Raw genomic sequence first — 23,184 nt, 5'->3', positions numbered from 1 at the left:
AATCACCCACGGCCCGCAACGCCAATACATAAGAAGCAGGGCTGCTTTGCACCAAGCGCATGACCAAATAAAAACGCGCGCCCCGAGAGGCGCGCGTCGTTTGCTTCAAGCCATTGATTTTACGCCGGTATCTTGACGACCACCTCAGTCTTGTCGCCGGCTTTGGGTTCAAAGCCGGAAGACTTCGTCTTGGTTCCATTGACTTCGAGCGAGATGGATTTGGCCTTTTTGTCGCGGATGACGCGAACCTTGACTTCGGCCCCCAGCATCTTGAGCGTTGCCGAGTAACCATCCCAGTGGCTGGGCAGTTTGGGCCGGAATGTGATCTGCTTGCCGCGCCGCTCAATGCCCAGAATGCCTTCGACCGCAGCGCGGTAAAGCCATCCGGCCGATCCCGTGTACCAGGTCCAGCCGCCGCGGCCGCCCTTACCTTCACCTGAATAGATGTCGGCGGCAACGACGTAGGGCTCGACCCGGTAGTGCTCGGCCGACGCATCGTCGAGCGCATGGTTGACCGGGTTCAGCATCGAGAAGCAGCGATAGGCATCGTCGGTGCGGCCCATCTCGGCGAGCGCGATGACGAACCAGGTCGCCGCGTGGGTGTACTGGCCGCCATTCTCGCGCACGCCTGGCGGGTAGCTCTTGATGTAGCCGGGGTCCTTCTCCGTGTTTTGGAAGGCCGGGGTGAACAGCTTGACGATCTTGAGCTTGTCGTCGACGAGCAGGTTCGTCGCCTGCTGCATCGCCGTGGTCGAGCGCGCCGGGTCGCCCTCGCCGGAGAGCACGCTCCACGACTGGGCGATGGAGTCTATCTTGCACTCGTCCGAATTGTGCGAGCCGAGCGGCGTGCCGTCATCGTAGCTGCCGCGCCGATACCACTGGCCGTCCCAGGCTGTGCTTTCCAGCGCGCGCTTCAGCACGTCGGCGTGTTTTATCCAGGCCTGCGCCCGCTTGGCATCGCTTTGCCCCTTGGCGACGGCGGCAAAGTCGCCCAGCGTCTTCAAAAGGAACCAGCCGAGCCAGACGCTCTCGCCCTTCCCGGCTTCGCCGACGCGGTTCATGCCGTCGTTCCAGTCGCCGCCGAGGATCAGCGGCAGCCCGGCCGGGCTGCTGCGCTTGACGGCAAGGTCGAGCGCGCGCGCGCAATGGTCGTAGAGCGAGGCGTGCGTCTTGGAGATTTCGGGGGTGAAGAAGGCGTCGTGCTCGCCCTCGCCGAGCACCTGCCCATCGATGAAAGGCAGCTGCTCCTTGAGGATCCCTGCATCGCCGGTCACCTCAATGTACCGGTTGGTGGCGTGCGCCAGCCAGACCACGTCGTCCGAGATCATGGTGCGCACGCCGGCGTCGGTGCGCGGCAGCCACCAATGCTGGACATCGCCTTCGGGGAACTGCCGGCGCGCCGCGTTGAGGATCTGGTCGCGCGCCAGCTTCGGATCGTGCGCAAGCAGGGCCAGCGTGTCCTGCAGCTGGTCGCGGAAGCCGAAGGCGCCGCTTGCCTGGTAGAAGGCCGAGCGGGCGCGGATGCGGCAGGCCAGGCTCTGATAGGGCAGCCAGTGGTTGACCATGGCGTCGAGCGCCTTGTCGGGCGTCTCGACCTGGATGGTGTCGAGGAAGCCGCGCCAGACGCGTTCATTGTCGGCCAGCCGCTGGTCGAAGTCCTTGCCGGAATGGGTCTGCACCAGCGCGCTCGCCTCAGCGGGCGTGGCGGCGTCGCCGAGCAGCCAGACGAGCGTGACGTCGCCGCCGGCGGGAATGTCGATGTCGCTGGCGACAGCCGCGCAGGGATCATCGCCGGCCTCGACGCGGCCCGACAGGCCGGCGCCGGTGACGACGGCGTGCGGAAAGGCGCTGGTGCCTTGCCTGCCGATGAACTCGCCGCGATCGGCTGTCACCGAATGCACCGGACCAGTGGCTGCCAGGAAGGCCACCCGGTCGCCGAAATCGAGCCCGTACGGGTTTTGCGCCAGAAGCGCGCCGGTCGCTGAATCCCTCGACGGGACGATGGTCGCCGCCGTGCTCGAGCGATGGCTGCCGAGAACCCATTCGGCATAGGCATAGACGCGCAGCCGCGCCGACACCGCGCCCGAGTTCTGGATGCGCAGTCGGGTGATCTTCACTGGATCGACGGGATCGACGACATGCGTCAGATCCATCGACAGCGGGCCACGCTTCGACCGGAAGGTCGAGAACCCCTGGCCGTGCCATGTCTCGTAGGTCATGGCGGGATCGCGCACGACGGCGGCGAGCGGCGAGAACGCCTTGCCGCTGGCGTGGTCGTAGATATAGACGCCCTCGCCCGGCCGGTTGGTGACCGGATCGTTAGACCATGGCGTCAGCTGATAGTCGCGGCTGTTGCGGCTCCAGGTGAAGGCGGCGCCCTCGGCCGAGACATGGAAGCCGAACGAGGCGTTGGAAACGACGTTGATCCACGGCTGCGGCGTCGTGCGCCGGCCGGCAAGACGCGTCACATAGTGGCGGCCGTCGCCTTCGAAGCCGCCGAAGCCGTTCCACTGGCTGAGGCCGCTGCCGTCGGCACCGGTGTCGGACGCAGCATGGTATGCAGGCGCCGTCGGCACCGGCAGAAACGGTTCGCGCGGGGACGCGGGACCCGTCGGCTGCAAGGCGTCGCGAGCCTGCAAGGCTGCCGCCTCGGCGCGCTCGATCTGATCGAAGATGGTGCCATTGCGGGTGTGCAGCACGACGCGGGCAACCGTCAGCAGCGTCTTGTAGGTCGCCTCGTCCATCAGGTCGCGGCGCACCGCGAAGATGTGCTGGCGCGGCCCGAGTTCCTTGCCGCGCAGGCGGCTGTTTTCGCACAGCGTCTCCACCGCGCGCTGCAGGTCCTGCACATAGGACGACGCCTGCTCGTTGACGACGACGAAGTCGATCATCATGCCGCGGGCGCGCATATACTCCTGGAAGCGCAGCGCCTGGGCGACGATTTCGAGATCGGCGACGTCGCCTATCCTGACCAGGAAGATCGGGAAATCGCCGGAGATGCTGGTCGGCCACAGGCTGGACTGCTTGCCCAGCCCCGAAGCGATGGATTCGGCCGGCAGGCGCAGGAACGGATCGGGATAGATCAGGAAGCGCGCCAGCTTCTGCACATTGGCGGCGTCGGTCAGGCTCAGACCAAGGTGGCGCGTCTGCACCTGGCTACGCGTCCAGGCCAGCATCGCCTGGCGAGCGAAGCTTTCGGGATGGTCGAGCCTGGCGATGGCCTCGTCCAGTTCGGCGCGGTTGGCGCCGACGGCGGTCCAGAAGGTCAGCGATATCTTCTTGTTGGCCGGCACTCGCACCTGCCGGCGCAGGGCCGCGACCGGATCGAGGGTGAAGCCATGGTGGCCGCCAAGCTTGGCGCCGGGATCGAAAGCGGCCGCTTCCGCGATGGTTCGGCCCCGGCCGATAAAGGCGCGGCGGTCGGTTTCAGCCTCGGCATCGCGCGCCGACCCCGACGGATCGGTGACGAAATGCACCATGGTGAGGTCGGGCTCGTTCTTGTCGCGCTTGCGCCTGGTGGCGAAGATAGCGCCGCTGTTGGCTGATATCTCGGTCTCGATGAACATCTTCGAGAACGCCGGATGGGCGTTGTCAGAGGCCTCGTTGCCGAGCACCAGCTCGGCAAAGGAGGTCACCTCGATATGTCGATCGGTGGCGCCGTCATTGTAGAGGGTGACGCGCCGGCCCTCGCCATTGCCTTCCGAGATGACGATGCACTCGACCTCCGAACGCAGCGATCCCACCGTTTTGACGAAGCTCGCCTTGTCGTCGGAAAACAGCGTCTGCACTCTCTCGCCGGTCGCCTGCTTCGGCTCCGCGGTGGCCGACCACCAGTCGCCGCTGCCGGCATCCCTGAGGAAGATGTAGGAGCCGAGCCGGTCTTCGGTCGGGTCCGGCTGCCAGCGGGTGACGGCAAGTTCGCCCCAGCGGCTGTAGCCGGAGCCAGTTGCCGAGACCATCACGGAGTAACGGCCGTTGGACATGACGCTGGTGGCGCGCAGCGCCTTCAGCGGATCGAGGATGATGCGCGAGTCCGGGCTTTCGACCTCGGTCTCGTCCTTCGAGCGCTCGTCGGCTTCGGTCCTGACGGTGGCCGTCGGGATGTCACGCGGCGCCCTCTCCTGCAGCAAGAGTTCGGCTGATTCGATCACTGGATCGCTGTGGAAGCGGTCGCGCAGCCGGCCCTCGAAAATGGCATCGGCGACGGCGGCGATCGACATGCCGGAATGGTGGGCCATGTAGTTCAGCACGACGGCATGGTCGGTGCCTTCGGGCACGCGCTGCGGTGTGAAATCGACGGCATCGTAGTAGCCGTGCCGGCCGAGCGCGCCGATCGAGCGCAGCCTGACGAGATTCTGGACGGATTCGCGCGGTGTGAACTGCGCAGCCAGGATCGTGGCGTATGGCGCGATCACCGTGTTCTGGCCAAGACCGCGCTTGAGGCCAAGTCCGGGCACGCCGAAATTGGTGTACTGATAGGTCAGTTCGCGGTCGCGGGCATTGTAGGCCGCCTCCGAAATGCCCCACGGCACGTTCTTCGAGCGGGCATACTGGATCTGGCGCTTGATGATCAGCTTGCTGGTCTGGTTGAGGATCGAGCCTTGCGGCTCCTTCATCACCAGCGGCGGCATCAGATACTCGAACATCGAGCCCGACCAGGACATCAGCGCGCCCTGGAAGCCGATCTCGACGATGGGACGACCCAGTCGGAACCAGTGCTCCGTCGGCAGGTCGCCCTTGGCGATGGCAAACAGGCTGGTCAGCCGCGCCTCGGAGGCGAGCAGATCGTAGCAGCTCTCGTCGAGCTGATGTTCCTCGACCCGGTAGCCGATCGACAGCAGCTTGCGCTCCTGTCGCATCAGGAAGGAAAAATCCATCTCGAAGGCATAGCGGCGGCAGCGCTCGCGCAGCGCGAGCAGCTTAGCGCGCAAGGCTTCGACGGCGTTCTCGTCGCTGTGCGAGTCGTGCACATGCGCCTCGCAGGTCGCTTCCAGCCGCGCCGCCCAGTCGGCGATGACGTCGCTGCGCTGCGACCCAGCCTCGGTGTGGATGGCGGTGGCGAGCTTGCGGATCTCGCCGGCAAGCACGGCCAGATTGATGGTGCGGATCGAGGCCATCTCCGGCTGCGCCTTGATGGTCATCACGGCGCGCCGCATGCCGTCAAGGCGGTCGGCCAGACGCTGGCGCAACGGCCTGAGCTGCCGGCGATCGTCCGGCAGTTCTTCCAGGCTTTCGTCGAGGATCGTCACCGTGTCGAGGACGCCTTCGAAATCGCCCTGCAGGTGGACGGACGGCGCTTCCGCCCATTCGGCGCAGGCAGCCGCCACCGCGACCAGATGTCCGGCGAGATTGCCGCTGTCGACGGCCGAGATGTAGAGCGGATAGAGCGGCTTCAGCGTCGTTGTGTCGTACCAGTTGAAGAGATGGCCGCGGTTGCGCGGCATGCTCTCGATGGTCGTCATCGTCGCGTCGATGCGGGTGATGGCGTCGGACAGCGCAATCCAGCCGAAATCGCGCGCCGACACCACCGACAGGAGGTAGACGCCGATATTGGTTGGCGACGTGCGCGGCGCCACCACCGGCGCCGGGCTTTCCTGGAAATTGTCAGGCGGCAGATTGTGATGCTCAGCCGTGACGAATGTCTCGAAATAATGCCAGGTGCGGCGCGCCACGGTGCGCAGCGCATGGATGTCGGCCTGCGATATGCGCAAGCGGTCCTCGGTCTCGGCCGAACGGCTGATCCAGCAGGCGACCGCCGGCGAGCCGATCCAGAACAAAGCGAAGAAGAAGGCGACGAAGGCGCCGGTGGAATCGGCCAGCACAGGAATGGCGAGACCGACAACGCCGATGATCACGGCGCCGTACATCATGCTGTAATAGGAGCCGAGATCGTTGTCGCCGCCCTTGTGCGCCTGCGACGCCGTGCGCCATTCCAGCAGGTTCTGGCGACTGACGAACAGGCGGTAGAGCGTGCGCACGATGGCGTCGCCCATCATCCAGGCGTTGTGCGCCATCAGCAGCACTTTCAGCGCCACAAGCGCCGTGCCGAAGACGGTGTCCCGCGCCAGCGCGGAGAAATGGCCGCGCGGCGTCTGGTCGCCGCTCTTGGGCAGGATGGCGTTGATCACATCGAAGGTCGGCGCCATGAACAGCGAGAGGATCAGCAACGCCTGCCATTGCGCGGCCTGCGTGAACGGCAAAAGCGTCCAGCCGGCGATCGCCGCCATCACCCAAAAAAACGGGGTCAGCGAGCGGCGCAGATTGTCGACCATCTTCCAGCGCGACAGCGCCGGCACGCCGGAACGCGGGCTGAAGATGAAGCGCAGCAGCTGCCAGTCGCCACGCGCCCAGCGGTGGTGGCGCGAGGCGTCGACCGAATAGCGGGTCGGATAGTCCTCGACCAGTTCGACATCGGTGACGAGCGCGGCGCGCGCCAGCGCGCCTTCGAGCAGATCGTGGCTGAGGATGGTGTTTTCCTCGATGCGGCCCTTCAGCGCCGCCTCGAAAGCGTCGACGTGATAGAGGCCCTTGCCGGTGAAGGAGCCGTCGCTGAAGACGTCCTGGTAGAGATCCGAAACGGCAAAGACGTAGGGGTCGAGACCGCTGTTGGACGAGAAGACGCGCTGGAAGAAGGAAGCGTCGTCGCCGCTGGTGAGCGAGGCCGTGATGCGCGGCTGCAGGATGGTGTAGCCGGCGGTGACGACACGCTTTGCCACATCGAAATGCGGACGGTTGAGCGGATGGGAGAGCTTGCCGACCAGCGACGATACCGCGTCACGCGTGGTGCGCGTGTCGGCGTCGAGCGTCATGACATAGATGACCTTTTCCGGCAGCGGCACGTCGAGCGGCAGGTAAGTGGTGTCGCTGTCGCCGCGCAAGAGAAGGTTCAGCTCATGCAGCTTGCCGCGCTTGCGCTCCCAGCCCATCCAGGCGCCCTGCGCCTGGTTGTAGAGCCGGCGGCGATGCAGGATGTAAAAACGCGGCGCGCCTTCGGAGGGGTAACGGGCATTCAGCCTGGCGATCTCGTCGCGCGCATATTGCAGGATCTCGATGTCGGCGGCGTCGATTTCGGTCTTGGAATCCGGCCAGTCTGAGAGCAGCGCGAAATGGATCTCTTCGGCCGTGTTGGCGAGGTGATGCACTTCGATGTTGCGGATGTTTTCCTCGACATCGTCGCGCGAACCGATCAGCGACGGTACCACGACCAGCGTGCGCGCCGCGGCAGGAATGCCGTGCTTGTAATCATAGCCGACGAGCCGGGTCGGCTTCAGGAACAGCGATACGACGGTGTTGAAGAAAGCGAGCGCACCTTCGCTGGCCGGCACCGCAAACAGCGCCAGCATCAAAGTGATCGAGGGAACGGAAAGGCCGAGATGGGCAAGCGCGTTGCCGGAGAGCACCAGCAGCAGCACCGTCAGCAGGAAGACCGGCACCACGATGCCCAGCCAGCCGGTGGCGGTGAAGGCGCGCTTGAAGGTCACATAGAAAGGCGGCCGGTAGCCGATCGCCTTTTCCAGGTCCGGCCGGCGCGGGCCGACCAGGAAGAAACCGACATCGGTGTGCACGGCAGGATCGGCGGCTTCATCCGGCACGCCGGAGGCATCGGTGACGCCCGGCACGTGGCCGGCAAGCTCGATCGCCTTTTCGGCGACGCGGAATTCGGAGAGGTCGGAGCGGCGCGCCAATTGCTCGATCGACGTGCGGTACTGGTCGCGAGAAAAGAAATCGAGCGCGGCGAAATCGGTGCGCTCACGCAACAGCGTGTCGATGCGGCTGACGCCTTCGAACCACACCGTCCAGTCGACGTCGTTGATGAGGCGCAGGCCGCGGATGATGTTGCCGGTGGTGACATTGCCGCTGGACAGCGTGCGATGCTCGGAAATGATGATTTCCTCGGCGTCGGAGCCGGTCTTCTCGAGTTCAACCTCCAGCCATTCCAGCGCCCTCCCGGCATTCTGCGAGCCGTCGCGCAGGCGGTAGAGCAACTGGGTGGCAAAGGTCGTGTCCTGGGCATGCGCGCCATAGCTCGACAGGATCTTCTGCCGGTCGGCATTGTCGTCGGTCGCCAACACCCGGTCGGCAACCTCGTTGGCGATATGGCGCATCTGCCTGGTGCGGTCGACGCGCACGGCGATGCGGCGCAGGTTCTCGATCAGCACGAAGCGCAGCAGCGACGGCAGCGCCCAGAGTTCGCCGATCTTCAGTGGCTCGACCGACTGAAAACCCTCGACGATAGATTTGAACATGGTCGCCGAGACGGAACTGTCGGAATGGGCGACATAGCTCCAGGCCAGCGCCAGCGCGCGCGGCACAGCGGCGCCATCGGACAGTTTCAGGGTCGGCAACTGCCGGTAGAAACGGCGCGGCAGGTCGCGCTTGACCTGAAAAATGGTCTCCTCGACCAGATAATTGTTGTCGAGCAGCCATTGCGCAGCCGGCGTAATGGTTTCGCCCTTGGCCTGGGCGGCATTGGTCGAGCGGTAGACTTCCAGGATCTTCTTGGCGCTGTCGCGGATGCGGGCCTGGAAGTCGAACGGCGTCAGGCCGAACAGGTCCTTGATGTCGCCCTTGGCGAGGCTTTCGCCCAGTGCGCGCAGCCGCTCTTCGGGCAGGAAATTGGAGCGTATCGGCTCTTCGGTGATGACCGGGAAGCTGGCGCTGGTCTTTTCGATATGGGCAGGATTTGTCTGGATATTCATTGAAAATTCCGCATGGGGGACGCGAAGCGGCGTCACCGCCACGGCAATGTCCCTAAAACCGATTCAAATGCAATTGGTTGCATAATTACACTGGCCGAAAGTTTTGCTCCGCACCACGCCAGGGGCGTTATCCCTTCGACATTTTAAGGAGGGGCTTTCGACAACTCAAGGACGAGCACCCCTGCTCTCCCGTCCGCCTTGGAACGACGGAAGGATTCAGGCTTTTTCGTGATCCAGGCAACAGCTTACGTCAGATTTCTCCGGCGTGCGATCATGTTTGGCAACAGGCGTTAATCGTTGCTGGTGGCGCGGCTAGGCCAGGCTGGCGATCCGGATCACGAACACGGTCGTCGGCCCTACCGGGTCCAGGCGCAATTCCGCGACGTCCGGGCCGATCAGGAGCGTGTCGCGGGGTCCAATCCGGGACGGTGTCGGGCCGGTCACGCCGACCTCGCCGTCGAGCGGCAGGATCAGGGTCGTTGCGGTCGTCGGCCGGATATCGGTCGGAGCCGAAACCAGCAGGCGCTCGACCATGTGGGTCGCCCGCCCGCGGCGGGTCATGACGTTGAGGTCGGTGATCGGACCGGAGATCAGCGCCGCCGTGGTCGCCACATCGGCCGGGAAGGAAAGCGGAGCGGAGGCTCCGGTCAGTCGCTCCGGCGGCCGGCCGGCAATATCGAGGACGATGCCCTCGCCTTCCAGCACGGCCAGCGTGCGGTCGACGCCGGCAAAGCCGGAGAACGGGCCGCCGCCCTCGACGCGCGCCATCGAGACGCGCCAGTCGAAATCGTCGAGCCCGGCGCCGTCAGGCGAAACGGTGATTTCAGTCGTCGTGCCGCCGCCATTCTTCCACGGCATGACGCGGTAGTCGGCGGCACGAAGGATGCGCATCGTTTCAGCCTATCAGCCCAAAATGCCGGGCAGATTGAGCTGGTGCTCTTTGGCGCATTCAATGGCGATGTCGTAGCCGGCATCGGCGTGGCGCATGACGCCGGTCGCCGGATCGTTCCACAACACGCGCTCCAGGCGCCTTGCGGCGTCCGGCGTGCCGTCGGCGACGATGACCATGCCGGAATGCTGCGAAAAACCCATGCCGACGCCGCCGCCATGGTGCAGCGACACCCAGGTGGCGCCGGAAGCGGTGTTGAGCAGCGCGTTGAGCAACGGCCAGTCGGAAACGGCGTCGGAGCCGTCCTTCATCGCTTCCGTCTCGCGGTTCGGCGAAGCGACCGAGCCGGAATCGAGATGGTCGCGGCCGATGACGACGGGCGCCTTGAGCTCGCCCTTGGCCACCATTTCGTTGAAGGCGAGGCCGAGCCGGTGGCGGTCGCCGAGGCCGACCCAGCAGATGCGCGCCGGCAGGCCCTGGAAGGCGATGCGCTCACGCGCCATGTCCAGCCAGTTGTGCAGATGGGTGTTGCCGGGCGTGAGTTCGCGCACCTTGGCGTCGGTCTTGTAGATATCCTCGGGATCGCCCGAAAGGGCTGCCCAGCGGAACGGGCCAATGCCCCGGCAAAACAGCGGCCTTATATAGGCCGGCACGAAACCCGGGAAGGCGAAGGCGTTTTCGAAACCCTCGTCCTTGGCGACCTGGCGGATGTTGTTGCCATAGTCGAGCGTCGGCACGCCGGCGTTCCAGAAATCCACCATCGCCTCGACATGCTCGCGCATCGATGCACGCGCAGCCTTCTCGACAGCCTTGGGGTCGCTGACGCGCTTTTCGCGCCACTCAGCCATCGTCCAGCCTTTGGGCAGATAGCCGTTGATCGGGTCATGCGCCGAGGTCTGGTCGGTGACCATGTCGGGGCGGATGCCGCGCCGGAACATTTCCGGCACGATCTCGGCCGCATTGCCGAGCAGGCCGACCGACTTCGCTTCGCCGGCCTTTGTCCAGCGTTCGATCATTTCCATCGCTTCGTCGAGCGTCTCGGCCTTTTCGTCGACATAGCGGGTGCGCAGGCGGAAATCGATGGAGTCCGGATTGCACTCGATGGCGAGGCAGCAGGCCCCGGCCATGACGGCGGCGAGCGGCTGGGCGCCGCCCATGCCGCCGAGACCGCCGGTCAGGATCCATTTGCCCCTAAGATTGCCATTGTAGTGCTGGCGGCCGGCTTCGACGAAGGTCTCGTAGGTGCCCTGCACGATGCCTTGCGTGCCGATATAGATCCACGAGCCGGCCGTCATCTGGCCGTACATCATCAGGCCCTTCTTATCGAGCTCGTTGAATTTGTCCCAGGTCGCCCAATGCGGCACGATGTTGGAGTTGGCGATCAGCACGCGCGGCGCATCGGTGTGCGTCCGAAAGACGCCGACCGGCTTGCCGGACTGGACCAGCAGCGTCTCGTCTTCATTGAGGGTCTTCAGCGAGGCGACGATGCTGTCGAAATCGTTCCAGGTGCGCGCGGCCCGGCCGATGCCGCCATAGACGACGAGTTCATTGGGGTTTTCGGCGACGTCCGGATCAAGGTTGTTCATCAGCATGCGCAACGGCGCTTCGGTCGTCCAGTATTTGGCGTTGAGCTTGTCGCCGCGCGGCGCACGCACTTCGCGGATGTTGTGGCGAGGATTGTTCATCACTGTCCCTTTCGAGTAAGGCGGCGCGTCAGCGCCCGGCCCAGTCAATGGCGGATTGGAGGATTTTCGTCAGCGTGGCGCGCATCGGTGCGGCAAACTCGGCATCGTAAGGCACCGGCCAATTGTCCGGTTCGCCCTTGCCTTCGGGCTCGCGCAGATAGCCGCGATCGGCAAGTTCCATCTGCAGCGCATGGTAGCCGCCTTGCGGATTGCCGAAGTAGCGTGTGATCCAGCCGCCCTTGAAGCGGCCGTTGATGACATTGCTTTCACCACTTTCGGCCATGATCTGGCCGATCAGGCTTTGCAGCGTCGGATCGGCGGTCTGGCCGTCATTGGTGCCAAGGTTAAACACCGGCAGCGTGCCATAGAACAGGCGCGGCAGCACCGAGCGGATCGAGTGGCAATCGTAGATGACGATTTTTTCGTGCAGGCCGCGCAGCCTGACGGCCTGGGCAGCCAGCATTTCATGGTAGGGCACGAAATAGTCTATGCGGCGCTGGTCGATCTCCGCCGGAGTCGGTTCGGCGCCGGGCAAGTAGAGCGGATCGCCGTCGAACGTCTCCGTCGGGCACAGCGTGGTCGTCGTCTGCCCGGGATAGAGCGAGGCGCCGGAGGGATCGCGGTTGACGTCGATGACGGTGCGCGAGATCGACGTATGCACAACAGTCGCGCCAAGGCCGGCGGCGAAATCATAGAGATTGTCGATCCACCAGTCGCAGTCGCGGCGGCCGAGCCAAGGCGAGACCAGCCGGTTGTCGAGGCCGGCGAGATCGATACCGGTATGCGGGATCGACACCAGAAGAGGCGCCGTGCCTTCCGTCACTGTAAGCCAGTCGGCCATGTCAGGCTCCCGAAATCGAAGGCAGTGTCACCGTGCCGGCAGCCTTGATGGCAGCGCCGCTGCGCACCATGGCGATCGCCTTTTCCATGTCAGGGTGAAAATGCCGGTCGGTGTCGAGATGCGGCACCTCGGAGCGGACCAGTTTGCGAACGGCCTCTAGTGCTGCGCTCGATGGCAGCGGCGCATGAAAATCACAGCCTTGGGCGGCGGCCAGAAGTTCGATGCCGATGACGGCCGTGGCATTTTCAACCATGCCGATCAGCCGGCGCGCGCCATGTGCGGCCATCGAGACATGGTCTTCCTGATTGGCCGAGGTCGGGATGGAATCGACGCTGGCCGGATAGGCCTTCTGCTTGTTCTCAGAGACCAGCGCTGCCGCCGTCACCTGCGGAATCATGAAGCCGGAGTTCAGGCCGGGCTTCGGCGTCAAAAAGGCCGGCATGCCCGACAGCGCAGGATCGACCAGCATGGCGATACGGCGTTCCGACAGCGAGCCGATCTCGCAGACGGCGAGCGCGATCATGTCGGCGGCGAAGGCAACCGGCTCGGCGTGGAAATTGCCACCGGAAAGCGCGGTGTCGTCCTCGGCGAAGATCAGAGGATTGTCGGTGACGCCGTTGGCCTCAGTGCCGAGCGTGTCGGCGGCCTGGCGCAGCACGGTGAGTGCCGCACCCATCACCTGCGGCTGGCAGCGCAGGCAGTATGGGTCCTGCACGCGCTCGTCGCCGACGCGGTGCGATTCGCGGATGGCGCTGCCGGCCATCAGATTGCGCAGCGCTGCCGCCGTCTCGATCTGGCCGGGATGCTTTCTCAGAAGATGAATACGCGGATCGAAGGGGGCGTCCGAACCCTTGGCGGCGTCGGTCGACAACGCACCGGCGACCAGCGCCGACTGGTAGAGCACTTCGGCCTCGAACAGAGCGGCCAGGGCATAGGCAGTGGAGAACTGCGTGCCGTTGAGCAGCGCCAGGCCTTCCTTGGCGCCGAGCGTCACCGGTTCCAGTCCATGCGAGACGAAGGCGACCTTGGCCGGGAAGCGACCATGCGGGGTAAAGCATTCGCCGACACCGATCATCACCGCCGTCATGTGCGACAGCGGCGCGAGATCGCCCGAGGCGCCGACAGAGCCTTGCGCCGGCACCACCGGGATGACGTCATTGGCGAGCATGGCTTCGAGCAATTCGATGGTTTGCGGCCGCACGCCCGACGCGCCCTGCGCCAGGCTGGCGAGCTTCAGCGCCATCATCAGCCGGACCACAGCGACCGGCATCGGCTCGCCAACGCCGGCGGCATGCGACAGCACGATGTTGCGCTGCAGCGTCTCTAGATCGGCCGCGGGGATACGAACGCTGGCCAGTTTGCCGAAGCCGGTGTTGATGCCATAGACCGGCTCACCCTTGGCAACGATGCGCGCGACTGCCTCGGCGCTGGCCTTGATCTTCGGACGGCAGGAGGCGTCAAGCTTCGGCACGGCGCCACGGTAAATGGCGCGCCAGTCGGCCAGCGTCGCATTGCCGGGTTTCAGGGTAAGTTCGGTCATTGTCCTCTCCAGATGCGGGCATGAAGCGGGTTAAAGCCCATGCGGTAGACGAGTTCGGCCGGGCGCTCGATGTCCCAGATCGCGAGGTCGGCGGATTTACCGGCTTCCAGCGTGCCGGTCTGGCCGAGCAGTCCGAGCGCGTGGGCGGCCTCGCGTGTGGTGCCGGCCAGGCATTCCTCGACGGTCAGGCCAAACAGCGTCGCGGCCATGTTCATGGTCAGCAATAGCGAGGTCAGCGGCGAGGTGCCGGGATTGTTGTCGGTGGCGACCGCCATCTTGACACCATGCTGGCGAAACAGGGCGATCGGCGGCTTCTTGGTTTCGCGGATGAAGTAGTAGGCGCCGGGCAGGATCGTCGCCACCGTGCCGGCCTTGGCCATGGCCGCAGCACCTGCGTCATCGGTGTATTCGAGATGGTCGGCCGACAGCGCACCATAGCGCGCGGCAAGTGCCGCGCCGTGCAGGTTGGACAACTGGTCGGCATGGAGTTTCACCGGCAGGCCGAGCGCCCTTGCCTTGTCGAAGACGCGGGCGATCTGCTCCGGCGAAAAAGCGATGCCTTCGCAGAAACCGTCGACGGCGTCGGCCAGCCCCTCAGCGGCGATGGCGGGAAGAATCGTGTTAGCAACCAGATCGACAAAAGCATCCTTGTCGCCCTTGGCTTCCGGCGGCAGCGCATGCGCGCCGAGGAAAGTCGTGCGAACCGTCACCGGCCGCTCCTTGTCCAGACGCCGGGCTGCGCGAAGCGACTTCTGTTCGTTTTCGAGATCGAGCCCGTAGCCCGACTTTACTTCCACCGTGGTGACGCCTTCGGCCATCAGTGCGTCTAGGCGTGGCAGCGTCTGCGCAACAAGCTCGTCCTCGCTGGCGGCGCGCAGGGATTTGACCGAGGAGACGATGCCGCCGCCGGCCCTGGCCACCTCTTCATAGGTGGCGCCGGCCAGCCGCATCTCGAATTCATTGGCGCGATTGCCGGCATGGACGAGATGGGTGTGGCAGTCGATCAAGCCAGGCGTGATCCAGCGGCCTTCGCAATCGGTGACCGCAGCGCCTTGAGCCAGGGCTGACGGCATGTCGGCTTCCGGGCCGGCATAGACGATGAGACCGTCGCGGGCGGCGATCGCGCCCTTCTCGACGATGCCCAGTCCGGCTTCGCCTTCGGCCATGGTCGCCAGGCGCGCATTGCGCCAAAGGTGAAGGCCCCCTGCCCGGCTTTTGTTCTGTGCCGCCATCATCTTTTTCCGTTGATTGGATGACGATTATGTATATACATATTGAAACGCACTGCAAGTGCTATGTTCAGGGAACACGGAGAAAAACGTGACGGCGATCTTTGCGAAACAGGCGCTGCTGGCCGATGGCTGGCATGACAAGGTGCGGATCTCGCTGACCGACGGTCGCATCACCACCGTAGAGCCAGGCTCGTCGCCGCAAGCCGATGACGAGCAACACGCTATTGTTGTTCCAGGCATGCCGAACCTGCACAGCCACGCCTTCCAGCGCGGCATGGCCGGGCTTGCCGAACTGCGCGGCCCCTCCGCCGACAGTTTCTGGAGCTGGCGCGAGGTGATGTACCGCTTTGCGCTGTCGATGACGCCGGACCAGGTCGAGGCGGTCGCCGCGCAGCTTTATGTCGAGATGCTGGAGGCCGGGTTCTCGCGCGTCGGCGAGTTCCATTATCTCCACCATGACCGCGACGGAAAACCCTATGCCAACCTTGCCGAGATGGCTGAGCGCATTGCTGCTGCATCCGCCGAGACCGGCATCGGCCTGACGCTGCTGCCGGTGTTTTATGCGCATTCCTCGTTTGGCGGCCCTGCACCCAACGAAGGCCAGCGACGATTCATCAACGATGTGAATCGCTTCGGACGCTTGCTTGAGAAAAGCCGCGAATCCGTTCGCGCACTGAATCAGGCTGTCGTCGGCGTTGCCCCACACAGCCTGCGCGCCGCAACGCCGGAGGAACTCACTTTAGTTGCGGCGATGGCACCTGATGGGCCGATCCACATCCATGTCGCCGAGCAGGTGAAGGAGGTCGAGGATTGCCTGGCGTGGTCCGGCGCGCGGCCGGTCGAATGGCTGCTCCACAATGCCGGGATCGACAAGCGCTGGTGCCTGATCCATGCCACTCATATGACCGAGACTGAGACCATTGGCATGGCAAAAAGCGCCGCCATCGCCGGTCTGTGCCCGATCACCGAGGCCAATCTCGGCGACGGCACTTTTGCCGCGCCGCTCTTCAGAGAACATGGCGGCCGCTTCGGCGTCGGCTCCGATTCCAATGTGCTGATCGGCCTGCCGGATGAATTGCGCCAGCTCGAATATTCGCAGCGCCTGGCGCACCGCGCCCGCAACGTGCTGGCGGTGGCCGGCGGTTCGACCGGGCGCGCTTTGTTCGACGCCGCGCTCGACGGCGGCGGCGTGGCGCTGGGCGCCGGTCCGTCGCGGATTGCCGCCGGGGCCGCGGCCGATTTCGTCTCGCTCGACCAGAACCATCCTTCGCTGGCCGGCAAGAGCGGCGATGCCATCCTCGACGCCTGGATCTTTGCCAATGGCGGCAAGGTCGATTGCGTTTGGGTACACGGCAATAAGCAAGTCAGCGGTGGCAAGCATGCCAGGCGCGAGGCGATTGCCGAACGCTTTCGGCAGGTGATGACGGCGCTTTCGGCATGAGCATCATTGAGACAGCGGCGACGGAAGGCGGCGGCTCGCTGCACCAGCGCATCCTGTCCGACATCAGCGAGAAAATAATGTCCGGCGCCTGGGCGCCGGGTCACCGCATCCCGTTCGAGCACGAGCTGACGGCGCAGTATAATTGCTCGCGCATGACGGTGAACAAGGCGCTGTCGCAACTGGCCAAGGCCGGGTTGATCGAGCGCCGCCGACGTTCGGGGAGTTTCGTCCGCCAACCGCAGTCGCAGGCGGCGGTGCTGGAGATCCACGACATCAGGATTGAGGTCGAGGCGCTCGGGCTGGCCTATCGCTATGAGCGCGTGGCGCGTCAGAAAAGGCGCAGCAGCGCCGAGGATCGTGGCTTGCTGGAACTTGGCGCCGCCGGGCCCGTGCTGGCGCTCGAATGCCGGCATTTCGCAGGCAAACGGCCGTTCGCGCACGAAGAGCGGCTGATCAATCTCGCCGCCGTCGCGGAAGCCGGCGAAGAAGAGTTTTTGGATATCGCCCCCGGCCCCTGGCTGATCGGCCGCGTGCCGTGGAGCGAGGCCGAGCACCGCATCCGCGCGATGGCCGCCGACAGGCACATTGCCGAAGCGCTTGATATAGCAACCGGCGCACCGTGCCTGGTGGTCGAGCGCCGGACCTGGAGCGCCGAACACCCGGTGACGCAGGTGAGGTTCACTTATGCCGCCGAGAGCCACACGCTGGTGGCAAGGTTCAGGCCTTCGCAGGGGTAGCTAATCTCCCCCCTCGTGGGGGAGATGGCCGGCAGGCCAGAGGGGGGCGCCACAGAGCGCCAACTTGGATTTTACCTGCCGGGATCAATTTGAAAAACTAAGACGTCGGCGGGACAGCGCCCCCCTCTGCCTTGCCAGGCATCTCCCCCACGAGGGGGGAGATCAGCAGCTTCAACGCCTCAGATCGCAGCCGTAATAATAATCTCGACCACATACTCCGGGCCGGCCAGCTTGGCTTCACCGGTGGCGCGGGCGGGCGTGTTGCCTTGCGGCACCCACTTGTCCCATTCCTTGTTCATCTCGGCGAAGGTGCCCATGTCGGCCAGCCAGATGATCGCCTGCAGGATCTTGGTCTTGTCGGTGCCGGCCTTGGCCAGCAATTCGTCGATGGTGGCGAGGATCGACTTGGTCTGCTCGCCGACGCTGGCGCCGGGCGTTCCGACCTGGCCGGCCAGGTAGACGGTGTTGCCGTGGATGACGATCTGGCTCATGCGCGGGCCAACATCGATGCGACGAATGCTCATGGGAGTTTCCTTCCTGTTTCCGGTGGCGCTTGTTTAGAGTCGCTGCCCGCTTCGGGCAAGGCCAACAGCGCGAAACCTCTTGAGCCTGGGTTGGATCTTGGGCCGCAAATGTCTATTTGCGCCGAGGGATTTCTTTGCGAGCCCGGATTGCCGACCTCGTGCGAGAGTGGCAAGACTTTGGGCCAAACCAGATTGCGAGGATGCTGCCATGGAATATCGCGAAATCAGCGAGGACTATTCGGTCTCGGGCCAGATCCAGCCCGAAGACATCGTCGCCATCAAGGAAGCCGGCTTCAGGAGCGTGATCTGCAACCGGCCGGATGACGAGCAGCCCGGCCAGCCTTCAGCCGACAGCGTCAAGGCGGCGGTCGAAGCGGCGGGGCTTGCCTTCCGCTACATCCCGGTGATCAGCGGTCAGATCACGGCCGAGAATGTCGAGGACCAGGCCGAGGCGCTCGACGGGCTCGAAGGCCCGGTCTTCGCCTATTGCCGCTCCGGAGCGCGCTGCACCAATCTTTATGAGCTGATCCAGCAGTCGAAGGGGTGAAGATTCCTCAACGCAAGGTGTGCTGAGATTCAGGTCAGGCCGAGTCGAAAATGGTGGCTTCCGACAACCGGAGCGGAGCGTACTTAAAGTACGTGAGCCCCGGAAGCGCAGGGAAGCCGGCATTTGCAGGCCGGCCTCACCTGAATATCAACACACCTTAAATCGGCAGCGCGCCGGTTTCCTTGAGCGTCTCCAGCACGATCGCCGTCTTCACATGCTGCACGGATTCGTGCGGCAGCAGCACGCCGTTGACGAATTCCGACAGTGATTTGAGATCGGGCGTCACCACCTTCAAGATGTAATCCATCTCGCCGGTCAGCGCGTGCGCCTCCTGCACCTCGGGCAGCCGTGCCAGCAATTCGCCGAAGCGCCTGGCATTGTCGCGGTTGTGGGTGGCCAATGTCACCGAGATGACGTTGACCAGCGAGAAGCCGAGCTTGTCGCGATCGAGCACGGCGCGATAGCCCTTGATGTAGCCGTCTTCCTCCAGCCGCTGGCGGCGGCGCGAGCATTGCGATGCCGACAGGTTCACGCGCTCCGAGAGGTCGTTGTTGGTGAGCCGCGCGTCGCCCTGCAAAAGAGCCATTATCTTGCGGTCAAATTGATCGATGCGCGCGTCGTCCATGGATTTGTCTCCGATCATGCACGAATCGCGCACGACTTGATCATTTCAAGCGTTTGAATGCAAGCACCGTGCGGCCGCTTCGCGCTATGATTGGTTATCTCGTGGCCCGATGCGGCCACCATCCGTTTGGAGGAATGCCATGGGTCCCTTCCCGCACGACGCCCCGCCTGCCAAGATCAGCAAGGAAAACCCCGCCGGCACCGACGGTTTCGAATTCGTCGAGTTCGCGCATGCGGAGCCGCAGAAGCTCGCCGAACTGTTCACCCGCATGGGCTATGTCGCGGTGGCCAAGCACCGCACGAAAGACATCACCGTCTGGCGCCAGGGCGACATCAACTATGTCGTCAATGCCGAGCCCGGCTCGCATGCAATGAAGTTCGTCGACAAGCACGGCCCCTGCGCTGCCTCGATGGCCTGGCGCGTGGTCGATGCAAAGCACGCCTTCGACCATGCGGTCTCGAAAGGCGCGACACCTTACGAAGGCGACGACAAGGCGCTCGACGTGCCGGCCATCGTCGGCATCGGCGGCTCGCTGCTCTATTTCATCGACGCCTATGGCAAGAAGGGCTCGGCCTATGACGCCGAGTTCGAGTGGCTGGGCGAGCGCGATCCGCGGCCGCAAGGCGTCGGCTTCTACTTCCTCGACCACCTCACCCACAATGTCTACCGCGGCCAGATGGACAAATGGTGGGATTTCTATCGCGAGCTGTTCGGCTTCAAGCAGATCCATTTCTTCGACATTGACGGCAAGATCACCGGCCTCGTCAGCCGCGCCATCACCTCGCCCTGTGGCAAGATCCGCATTCCGCTGAACGAGTCCAAGGACGACACCAGCCAGATCGCCGAGTATCTGAAGAAATACAATGGCGAGGGCATCCAGCACATCGCGGTGGGCACCGACGAGATCTACGCCGCCACCGACAAGCTTGCCGACAACGGGCTGAAGTTCATGCCCGGCCCGCCGGAGACCTACTACGACATGTCGTATGACCGCGTGAACGGCCATGACGAACCGATCGAGCGGATGAAGAAGCACGGCATCCTGATCGACGGCGAAGGCGTGGTCGATGGCGGCATGACCAAGATCCTGCTGCAGATCTTTTCCAAAACCGTGATCGGCCCGATCTTCTTCGAGTTCATCCAGAGGAAGGGCGACGAAGGCTTCGGTGAAGGCAATTTCCGCGCGCTGTTCGAATCGATCGAGCAGGACCAGATCAAGCGCGGCGTGATCAAAGTGGACGGCAAAGCGGCGTAACGCCAAATCGCAGGCATCAAGCTGCTCCTCACCTGCCTGCCGGCAATGAGGGGCGGCGCCACTGTCTGGGATGGTCGATCACAACCCCAGTCGCGCGACCTCTTCCTTCCTCACCTTCAAATCATAATCGAGCAGGAACTCGTCCAATTGCGGTGGCGCGACCGAGGTGCCGGAGAGCATGGCGTGCACCTGGCCGCGATGGTGGATGTCGTGCAGGAAGACGTGGGCGAGGATATCGCCGATCTTTTCGGGGATCATGCCGTCCTCGCGCCGGTCTGTGATGACACGCCGGTCGAGATCATCTTCCGACAGCCCTTCACAAAAGACAATCAGGCGTCGATCAGCCGCGACCTGGGCGGCAAACAGCGCCTGCGGTTCATCGAACGGCACGTAATCGTCATAAGCGGCAGCGCCGACGCCGCCCTCTTCCAGGAAATCGAGATAGAGATGATCGACCGCGAGGATGTGGTTGAGCGTCACCTTGATCGACGGGAAGAAGCTAGTGCGTTCGGCTTCGAACTCGCCGGGCTGGAGCTGCAGCACGGCGCGGTAGAGCCGGTCATTCGACCAGAGATTGTTGCCGGCCATGCGGCGCAGGTGATCCAGCAAGGTCATGAGTTCATTCGTCTGACCAGGCCAATGCCTGCTGCCATAACCGCGAATCCGGCGAGAACGATCAACAAAAGCCGGTTCATGCGCCGGCGCATGGCCTGCGTTTCTTCGTCGCGCGCCACACTGGTGTTGGTGATGGTGTGGAACATCATCGCCTTGCGCGGGTAGCCGCTGCGGTTGATCAAATCGGGCGAGCGCGCCTCGATGCGGTAGCTCAGCCGGATCGCCTGGATGAACACCACCAGAATCCCAAGCGCCCAGACGCCGGCCAGCAGATAGAACGCCTCGCCCGTCATCGCATTGCCCCCCGTTATGCCTGGTACTTCTCGACCTTCTGCTCGATGGCGCCGAAGATCGAGTTTCCACTTTTATTCTTCATCTCGATACGCACCGTGTCGCCAAAGCGCAGGAATGGCGTCTTCGCTTCACCTGACTCAATGGTCTCGATCATCCGCAATTCGGCAATGCAGGAATAGCCGGCGCCGCCCGCCGACACCGGCTTGCCCGCCCCGCCATCCAGCTTGTTGGAGACGGTGCCGGAACCGATGATGGTGCCGGCAACCAGCGGCCGTGTTTTCGCCGCATGGGCGATCAGCGCCGGGAAATCGAAGGTCATGTCGACGCCGGCATTGGCGCGGCCAAACGCTTTGCCGTTGAGGTCGGCGAGCAGCGGCAGGCTGACCTTGCCGCCGTCCCAGGCGTCGCCGAGTTCGTCCGGCGTCACCGCGACCGGCGAGAAGGCCGAGGATGGCTTTGACTGGAAGAAGCCGAACCCCTTGGCGAGTTCGGGCCCGGTGAGCGCGCGCAACGTCACGTCATTGACCAGCATGACCAGCCGGATCGCGGCGCGCGCCTGGTCGAGGCTGGCGCCCATCGGCACATCGTCGACAACGACGGCGACTTCCGCCTCCATGTCGATGCCGAAGGCTTCGTCCGCCATGCGGATCGGCTCGCGCGGCGCGATGAAAGAATCCGAGCCGCCCTGGTAGATCAGCGGATCGGTCCAGAAACTTGCCGGCATCTCGGCGCCGCGCGCCTTTCGCACCAGCTCGACATGGTTCACATAGGCCGATCCGTCAGCCCATTGATAGGCGCGCGGCAGCGGCGAATGGGCGTCATGCTCATGGAAGCGCGCCGACGGCACCGCATTGTTCTCCAGCGATTCAGCGATGGTCGCCAGATGCGGCGAAATCCGCTGCCAGTCGTCGAGCGCCGCCTGCAGCGTTCGCGCCAGGAACGAGGCGTCGGTGAAGCGCGTCAGGTCGCGCGAGACGACGACGAGTTTTCCGTCGCGCGTCCCGTCCTTCAATGTGGCAAGCTTCATGCGTCCTCCCGATGATTGTTCGTAATATTGCGGTTATTCGTAATATTTGCCGGCAGAGAGAATTGTGGCCGCGGCTTTCCAGGGATTTTCGTCAGCTAAAAAGCCCGGCCCATTGTCTTGGACGCAGGCGACCGCTGATTCAAGAAAAGCGGCTATCGAATTGTTTTCCCAGCCATTCCAGCCGATATCAGGTCCCGTTGATCGCAGCGCCTTCTTGCGGTCGGCGTCCTCCCGGTCCCTCCGCAGCGCATCGATGAAGCGGACAAAGGACGGCAAGTCCTCCACTCGATCGAGAAACGGGGAGATCTGCGCCCAGGATGTCTCCCCAGACTTGCGTACCTCATCCCAGATCTCTTCGTCGGCCATCGTTACTCCCGAAACCCCACAACAAGGCCGTCGCGGGCAATCGTCAAGTCACCCGCCCACGATTTCCTGACAGCGGCCTCCCAATCGGCCTCGTCGATCTCGGGATCGTCAGCCGGAATGAGGTGGTTGAGCACCAGTCTCTTCACCCCGGCGTCGCTGGCGATGCGTCCGGCTTCCTCGGCAAAGGAGTGGCTGGCAAGCAGATGTTCTTTCAGCCGCGCGCCATTTCCGGTCCTGGCGACCAGCCGCTCGATGCCTTCCTCCAGCATGGCCTCATGGACGAGGACGTCGGCTTCCTTGGCGAAGCCGGCGAGCGGCGGAAAGAAAGCGGTGTCGGCTGAGAACACGATGCTTTTGCCGGCATGCTCGAAACGCAGCGCGAAACAGTCGGTCACCGGCGGATGATCGACGCGCAGCGCCGAAACCTCGAGGCCGCGCTGCGCAAAAATCTCGCCCTCGCCGAATTCAACGATCGAAACCAGCTGGCGAATGTCCGGTCGGCCTTCATCGACGATGCGGATTTCGATGTCGAACTCCATCGCCTGACAGAAGCGCCGCCAGTAATGGCCGGTGCCGGGCGGTCCGAACAACGTCACCGGACTGGCGAGACCGGCCGTCCAGGCGGTGTGCAGCAACGGCCCTAGTTCCAGCACATGGTCGGAATGCAGATGGGTGATGAAGATCAGGTCGAGTGCCTTCAGGCTGATGCTGGCATCGACCAGGCCGCGTGTTACACCCAGCCCGCAATCGACGACGACGGTTCGCCCGCCGAGCTCCAGCAGCGACGAACTCGGCCAAGGTCCGCCCGGCCGTAATGCCGGGCCACCCTTGGAGCCGAGAAGCACCAGCCGGTCGCTCATCGCGCAG

General features: G+C 64.1%; 17 protein-coding genes. 4 read left to right on the top strand and 13 right to left on the bottom strand.

Translation table 11 applies throughout. The features are described from left to right. Positions 1-119: 119 nt before the first annotated feature. From AC1D1B_RS15935 to hutI, 6 genes are all read right to left on the bottom strand, one after another. A complete protein-coding gene (locus AC1D1B_RS15935; RefSeq protein ID WP_477333473.1) occupies positions 120-8,699 on the bottom strand; it encodes a glycoside hydrolase family 94 protein in 8,580 nt (2,859 codons plus the stop codon). A gap of 312 nt (positions 8,700-9,011) precedes the next feature. Next, positions 9,012-9,590: a HutD/Ves family protein gene (locus AC1D1B_RS15930; protein WP_477333472.1), complete on the bottom strand. Its 579-nt coding sequence runs from the start codon at positions 9,588-9,590 to the stop codon at positions 9,012-9,014. A gap of 12 nt (positions 9,591-9,602) precedes the next feature. Next, on the bottom strand, positions 9,603-11,273 hold the full coding sequence (gene hutU, locus AC1D1B_RS15925) for a urocanate hydratase (protein WP_477333471.1): 1,671 nt from the start codon (positions 11,271-11,273) through the stop codon (positions 9,603-9,605). 28 nt (positions 11,274-11,301) lie between these two features. Further along, complete coding sequence (gene hutG / locus AC1D1B_RS15920; protein ID WP_477333470.1) at positions 11,302-12,114, bottom strand: N-formylglutamate deformylase; 813 nt, start codon at positions 12,112-12,114, stop codon at positions 11,302-11,304. Position 12,115: 1 nt separating this feature from the next. After that, the gene (gene hutH / locus AC1D1B_RS15915) at positions 12,116-13,654 is read right to left on the bottom strand and encodes a histidine ammonia-lyase (RefSeq protein ID WP_477333469.1); all 1,539 of its coding nucleotides are present in this window, start codon (positions 13,652-13,654) and stop codon (positions 12,116-12,118) included. Beyond that, the gene (gene hutI / locus AC1D1B_RS15910) at positions 13,651-14,886 is read right to left on the bottom strand and encodes an imidazolonepropionase (RefSeq protein ID WP_477333468.1); all 1,236 of its coding nucleotides are present in this window, start codon (positions 14,884-14,886) and stop codon (positions 13,651-13,653) included. Before hutI ends, hutH begins: the two co-directional genes overlap by 4 nt. An 88-nt stretch (positions 14,887-14,974) precedes the next feature. On the opposite strand from hutI, the gene AC1D1B_RS15905 reads away from it, so the two are divergent. Then, positions 14,975-16,327 (top strand): formimidoylglutamate deiminase, encoded by a 1,353-nt coding sequence (locus AC1D1B_RS15905; RefSeq protein ID WP_477333467.1) that lies wholly within the window; start codon positions 14,975-14,977, stop codon positions 16,325-16,327. Beyond that, a complete protein-coding gene (gene hutC / locus AC1D1B_RS15900) occupies positions 16,324-17,064 on the top strand; it encodes a histidine utilization repressor (RefSeq protein ID WP_477333466.1) in 741 nt (246 codons plus the stop codon). The genes AC1D1B_RS15905 and hutC overlap by 4 nt, the downstream gene beginning before the upstream one ends. Before the next feature lie 179 nt (positions 17,065-17,243). Here hutC and AC1D1B_RS15895 read toward each other — a convergent pair whose 3' ends face one another. Further along, positions 17,244-17,588 carry a RidA family protein gene (locus AC1D1B_RS15895; RefSeq protein WP_142869644.1) on the bottom strand — a complete coding sequence of 115 codons (345 nt, stop codon included), beginning with the start codon at positions 17,586-17,588 and terminating at the stop codon, positions 17,244-17,246. 208 nt (positions 17,589-17,796) lie between these two features. On the opposite strand from AC1D1B_RS15895, the gene AC1D1B_RS15890 reads away from it, so the two are divergent. Then, on the top strand, positions 17,797-18,135 hold the full coding sequence (locus tag AC1D1B_RS15890; RefSeq protein WP_477333465.1) for a protein tyrosine phosphatase family protein: 339 nt from the start codon (positions 17,797-17,799) through the stop codon (positions 18,133-18,135). A 157-nt stretch (positions 18,136-18,292) separates the two neighbouring features. Here the strand turns inward: AC1D1B_RS15890 and AC1D1B_RS15885 are convergent, their stop codons facing one another. After that, on the bottom strand, positions 18,293-18,760 hold the full coding sequence (locus AC1D1B_RS15885) for an Lrp/AsnC family transcriptional regulator (protein WP_181061738.1): 468 nt from the start codon (positions 18,758-18,760) through the stop codon (positions 18,293-18,295). Positions 18,761-18,899: 139 nt separating this feature from the next. Here AC1D1B_RS15885 and hppD point away from each other — a divergent pair, with 139 nt between their 5' ends. Further along, complete coding sequence (hppD, locus tag AC1D1B_RS15880) at positions 18,900-20,015, top strand: 4-hydroxyphenylpyruvate dioxygenase (RefSeq protein WP_477333464.1); 1,116 nt, start codon at positions 18,900-18,902, stop codon at positions 20,013-20,015. 78 nt (positions 20,016-20,093) lie between these two features. Here hppD and AC1D1B_RS15875 read toward each other — a convergent pair whose 3' ends face one another. Genes AC1D1B_RS15875 through AC1D1B_RS15855 form a run of 5 tightly spaced genes read right to left on the bottom strand, consistent with a single transcriptional unit; the run spans position 20,094 to position 23,177 of the window. Continuing rightward, positions 20,094-20,630 (bottom strand): DinB family protein, encoded by a 537-nt coding sequence (locus AC1D1B_RS15875; protein WP_477333463.1) that lies wholly within the window; start codon positions 20,628-20,630, stop codon positions 20,094-20,096. Next, complete coding sequence (locus AC1D1B_RS15870; RefSeq protein WP_477333462.1) at positions 20,627-20,923, bottom strand: hypothetical protein; 297 nt, start codon at positions 20,921-20,923, stop codon at positions 20,627-20,629. Before AC1D1B_RS15870 ends, AC1D1B_RS15875 begins: the two co-directional genes overlap by 4 nt. Positions 20,924-20,937: 14 nt before the next feature. Next, on the bottom strand, positions 20,938-21,951 hold the full coding sequence (locus tag AC1D1B_RS15865) for a fumarylacetoacetate hydrolase family protein (protein ID WP_477333461.1): 1,014 nt from the start codon (positions 21,949-21,951) through the stop codon (positions 20,938-20,940). 33 nt (positions 21,952-21,984) lie between these two features. Beyond that, on the bottom strand, positions 21,985-22,317 hold the full coding sequence (locus tag AC1D1B_RS15860) for a DUF7660 family protein (RefSeq protein WP_477333460.1): 333 nt from the start codon (positions 22,315-22,317) through the stop codon (positions 21,985-21,987). 2 nt (positions 22,318-22,319) lie between these two features. Beyond that, positions 22,320-23,177: an MBL fold metallo-hydrolase gene (locus tag AC1D1B_RS15855; RefSeq protein ID WP_477333459.1), complete on the bottom strand. Its 858-nt coding sequence runs from the start codon at positions 23,175-23,177 to the stop codon at positions 22,320-22,322. Positions 23,178-23,184 lie beyond the last annotated feature (7 nt).

This window comes from Mesorhizobium sp. P2_C5_2, assembly GCF_056404535.1.
This window is presented reverse-complemented; position numbering and strand designations above follow the sequence as displayed.

Coding starts and splice junctions, on each gene's coding strand:
- AC1D1B_RS15935 (WP_477333473.1), bottom strand. CDS start 8,699: ATGAATATCCAGACAAATCCTGCCCATATCGAAAAGACCAGCGCCAGC.
- AC1D1B_RS15930 (WP_477333472.1), bottom strand. CDS start 9,590: ATGCGCATCCTTCGTGCCGCCGACTACCGCGTCATGCCGTGGAAGAAT.
- hutU (WP_477333471.1), bottom strand. CDS start 11,273: ATGAACAATCCTCGCCACAACATCCGCGAAGTGCGTGCGCCGCGCGGC.
- hutG (WP_477333470.1), bottom strand. CDS start 12,114: ATGGCCGACTGGCTTACAGTGACGGAAGGCACGGCGCCTCTTCTGGTG.
- hutH (WP_477333469.1), bottom strand. CDS start 13,654: ATGACCGAACTTACCCTGAAACCCGGCAATGCGACGCTGGCCGACTGG.
- hutI (WP_477333468.1), bottom strand. CDS start 14,886: ATGGCGGCACAGAACAAAAGCCGGGCAGGGGGCCTTCACCTTTGGCGC.
- hutC (WP_477333466.1), top strand. CDS start 16,324: ATGAGCATCATTGAGACAGCGGCGACGGAAGGCGGCGGCTCGCTGCAC.
- AC1D1B_RS15895 (WP_142869644.1), bottom strand. CDS start 17,588: ATGAGCATTCGTCGCATCGATGTTGGCCCGCGCATGAGCCAGATCGTC.
- AC1D1B_RS15890 (WP_477333465.1), top strand. CDS start 17,797: ATGGAATATCGCGAAATCAGCGAGGACTATTCGGTCTCGGGCCAGATC.
- AC1D1B_RS15885 (WP_181061738.1), bottom strand. CDS start 18,760: ATGGACGACGCGCGCATCGATCAATTTGACCGCAAGATAATGGCTCTT.
- hppD (WP_477333464.1), top strand. CDS start 18,900: ATGGGTCCCTTCCCGCACGACGCCCCGCCTGCCAAGATCAGCAAGGAA.
- AC1D1B_RS15875 (WP_477333463.1), bottom strand. CDS start 20,630: ATGACCTTGCTGGATCACCTGCGCCGCATGGCCGGCAACAATCTCTGG.
- AC1D1B_RS15870 (WP_477333462.1), bottom strand. CDS start 20,923: ATGACGGGCGAGGCGTTCTATCTGCTGGCCGGCGTCTGGGCGCTTGGG.
- AC1D1B_RS15865 (WP_477333461.1), bottom strand. CDS start 21,951: ATGAAGCTTGCCACATTGAAGGACGGGACGCGCGACGGAAAACTCGTC.
- AC1D1B_RS15860 (WP_477333460.1), bottom strand. CDS start 22,317: ATGGCCGACGAAGAGATCTGGGATGAGGTACGCAAGTCTGGGGAGACA.
- AC1D1B_RS15855 (WP_477333459.1), bottom strand. CDS start 23,177: ATGAGCGACCGGCTGGTGCTTCTCGGCTCCAAGGGTGGCCCGGCATTA.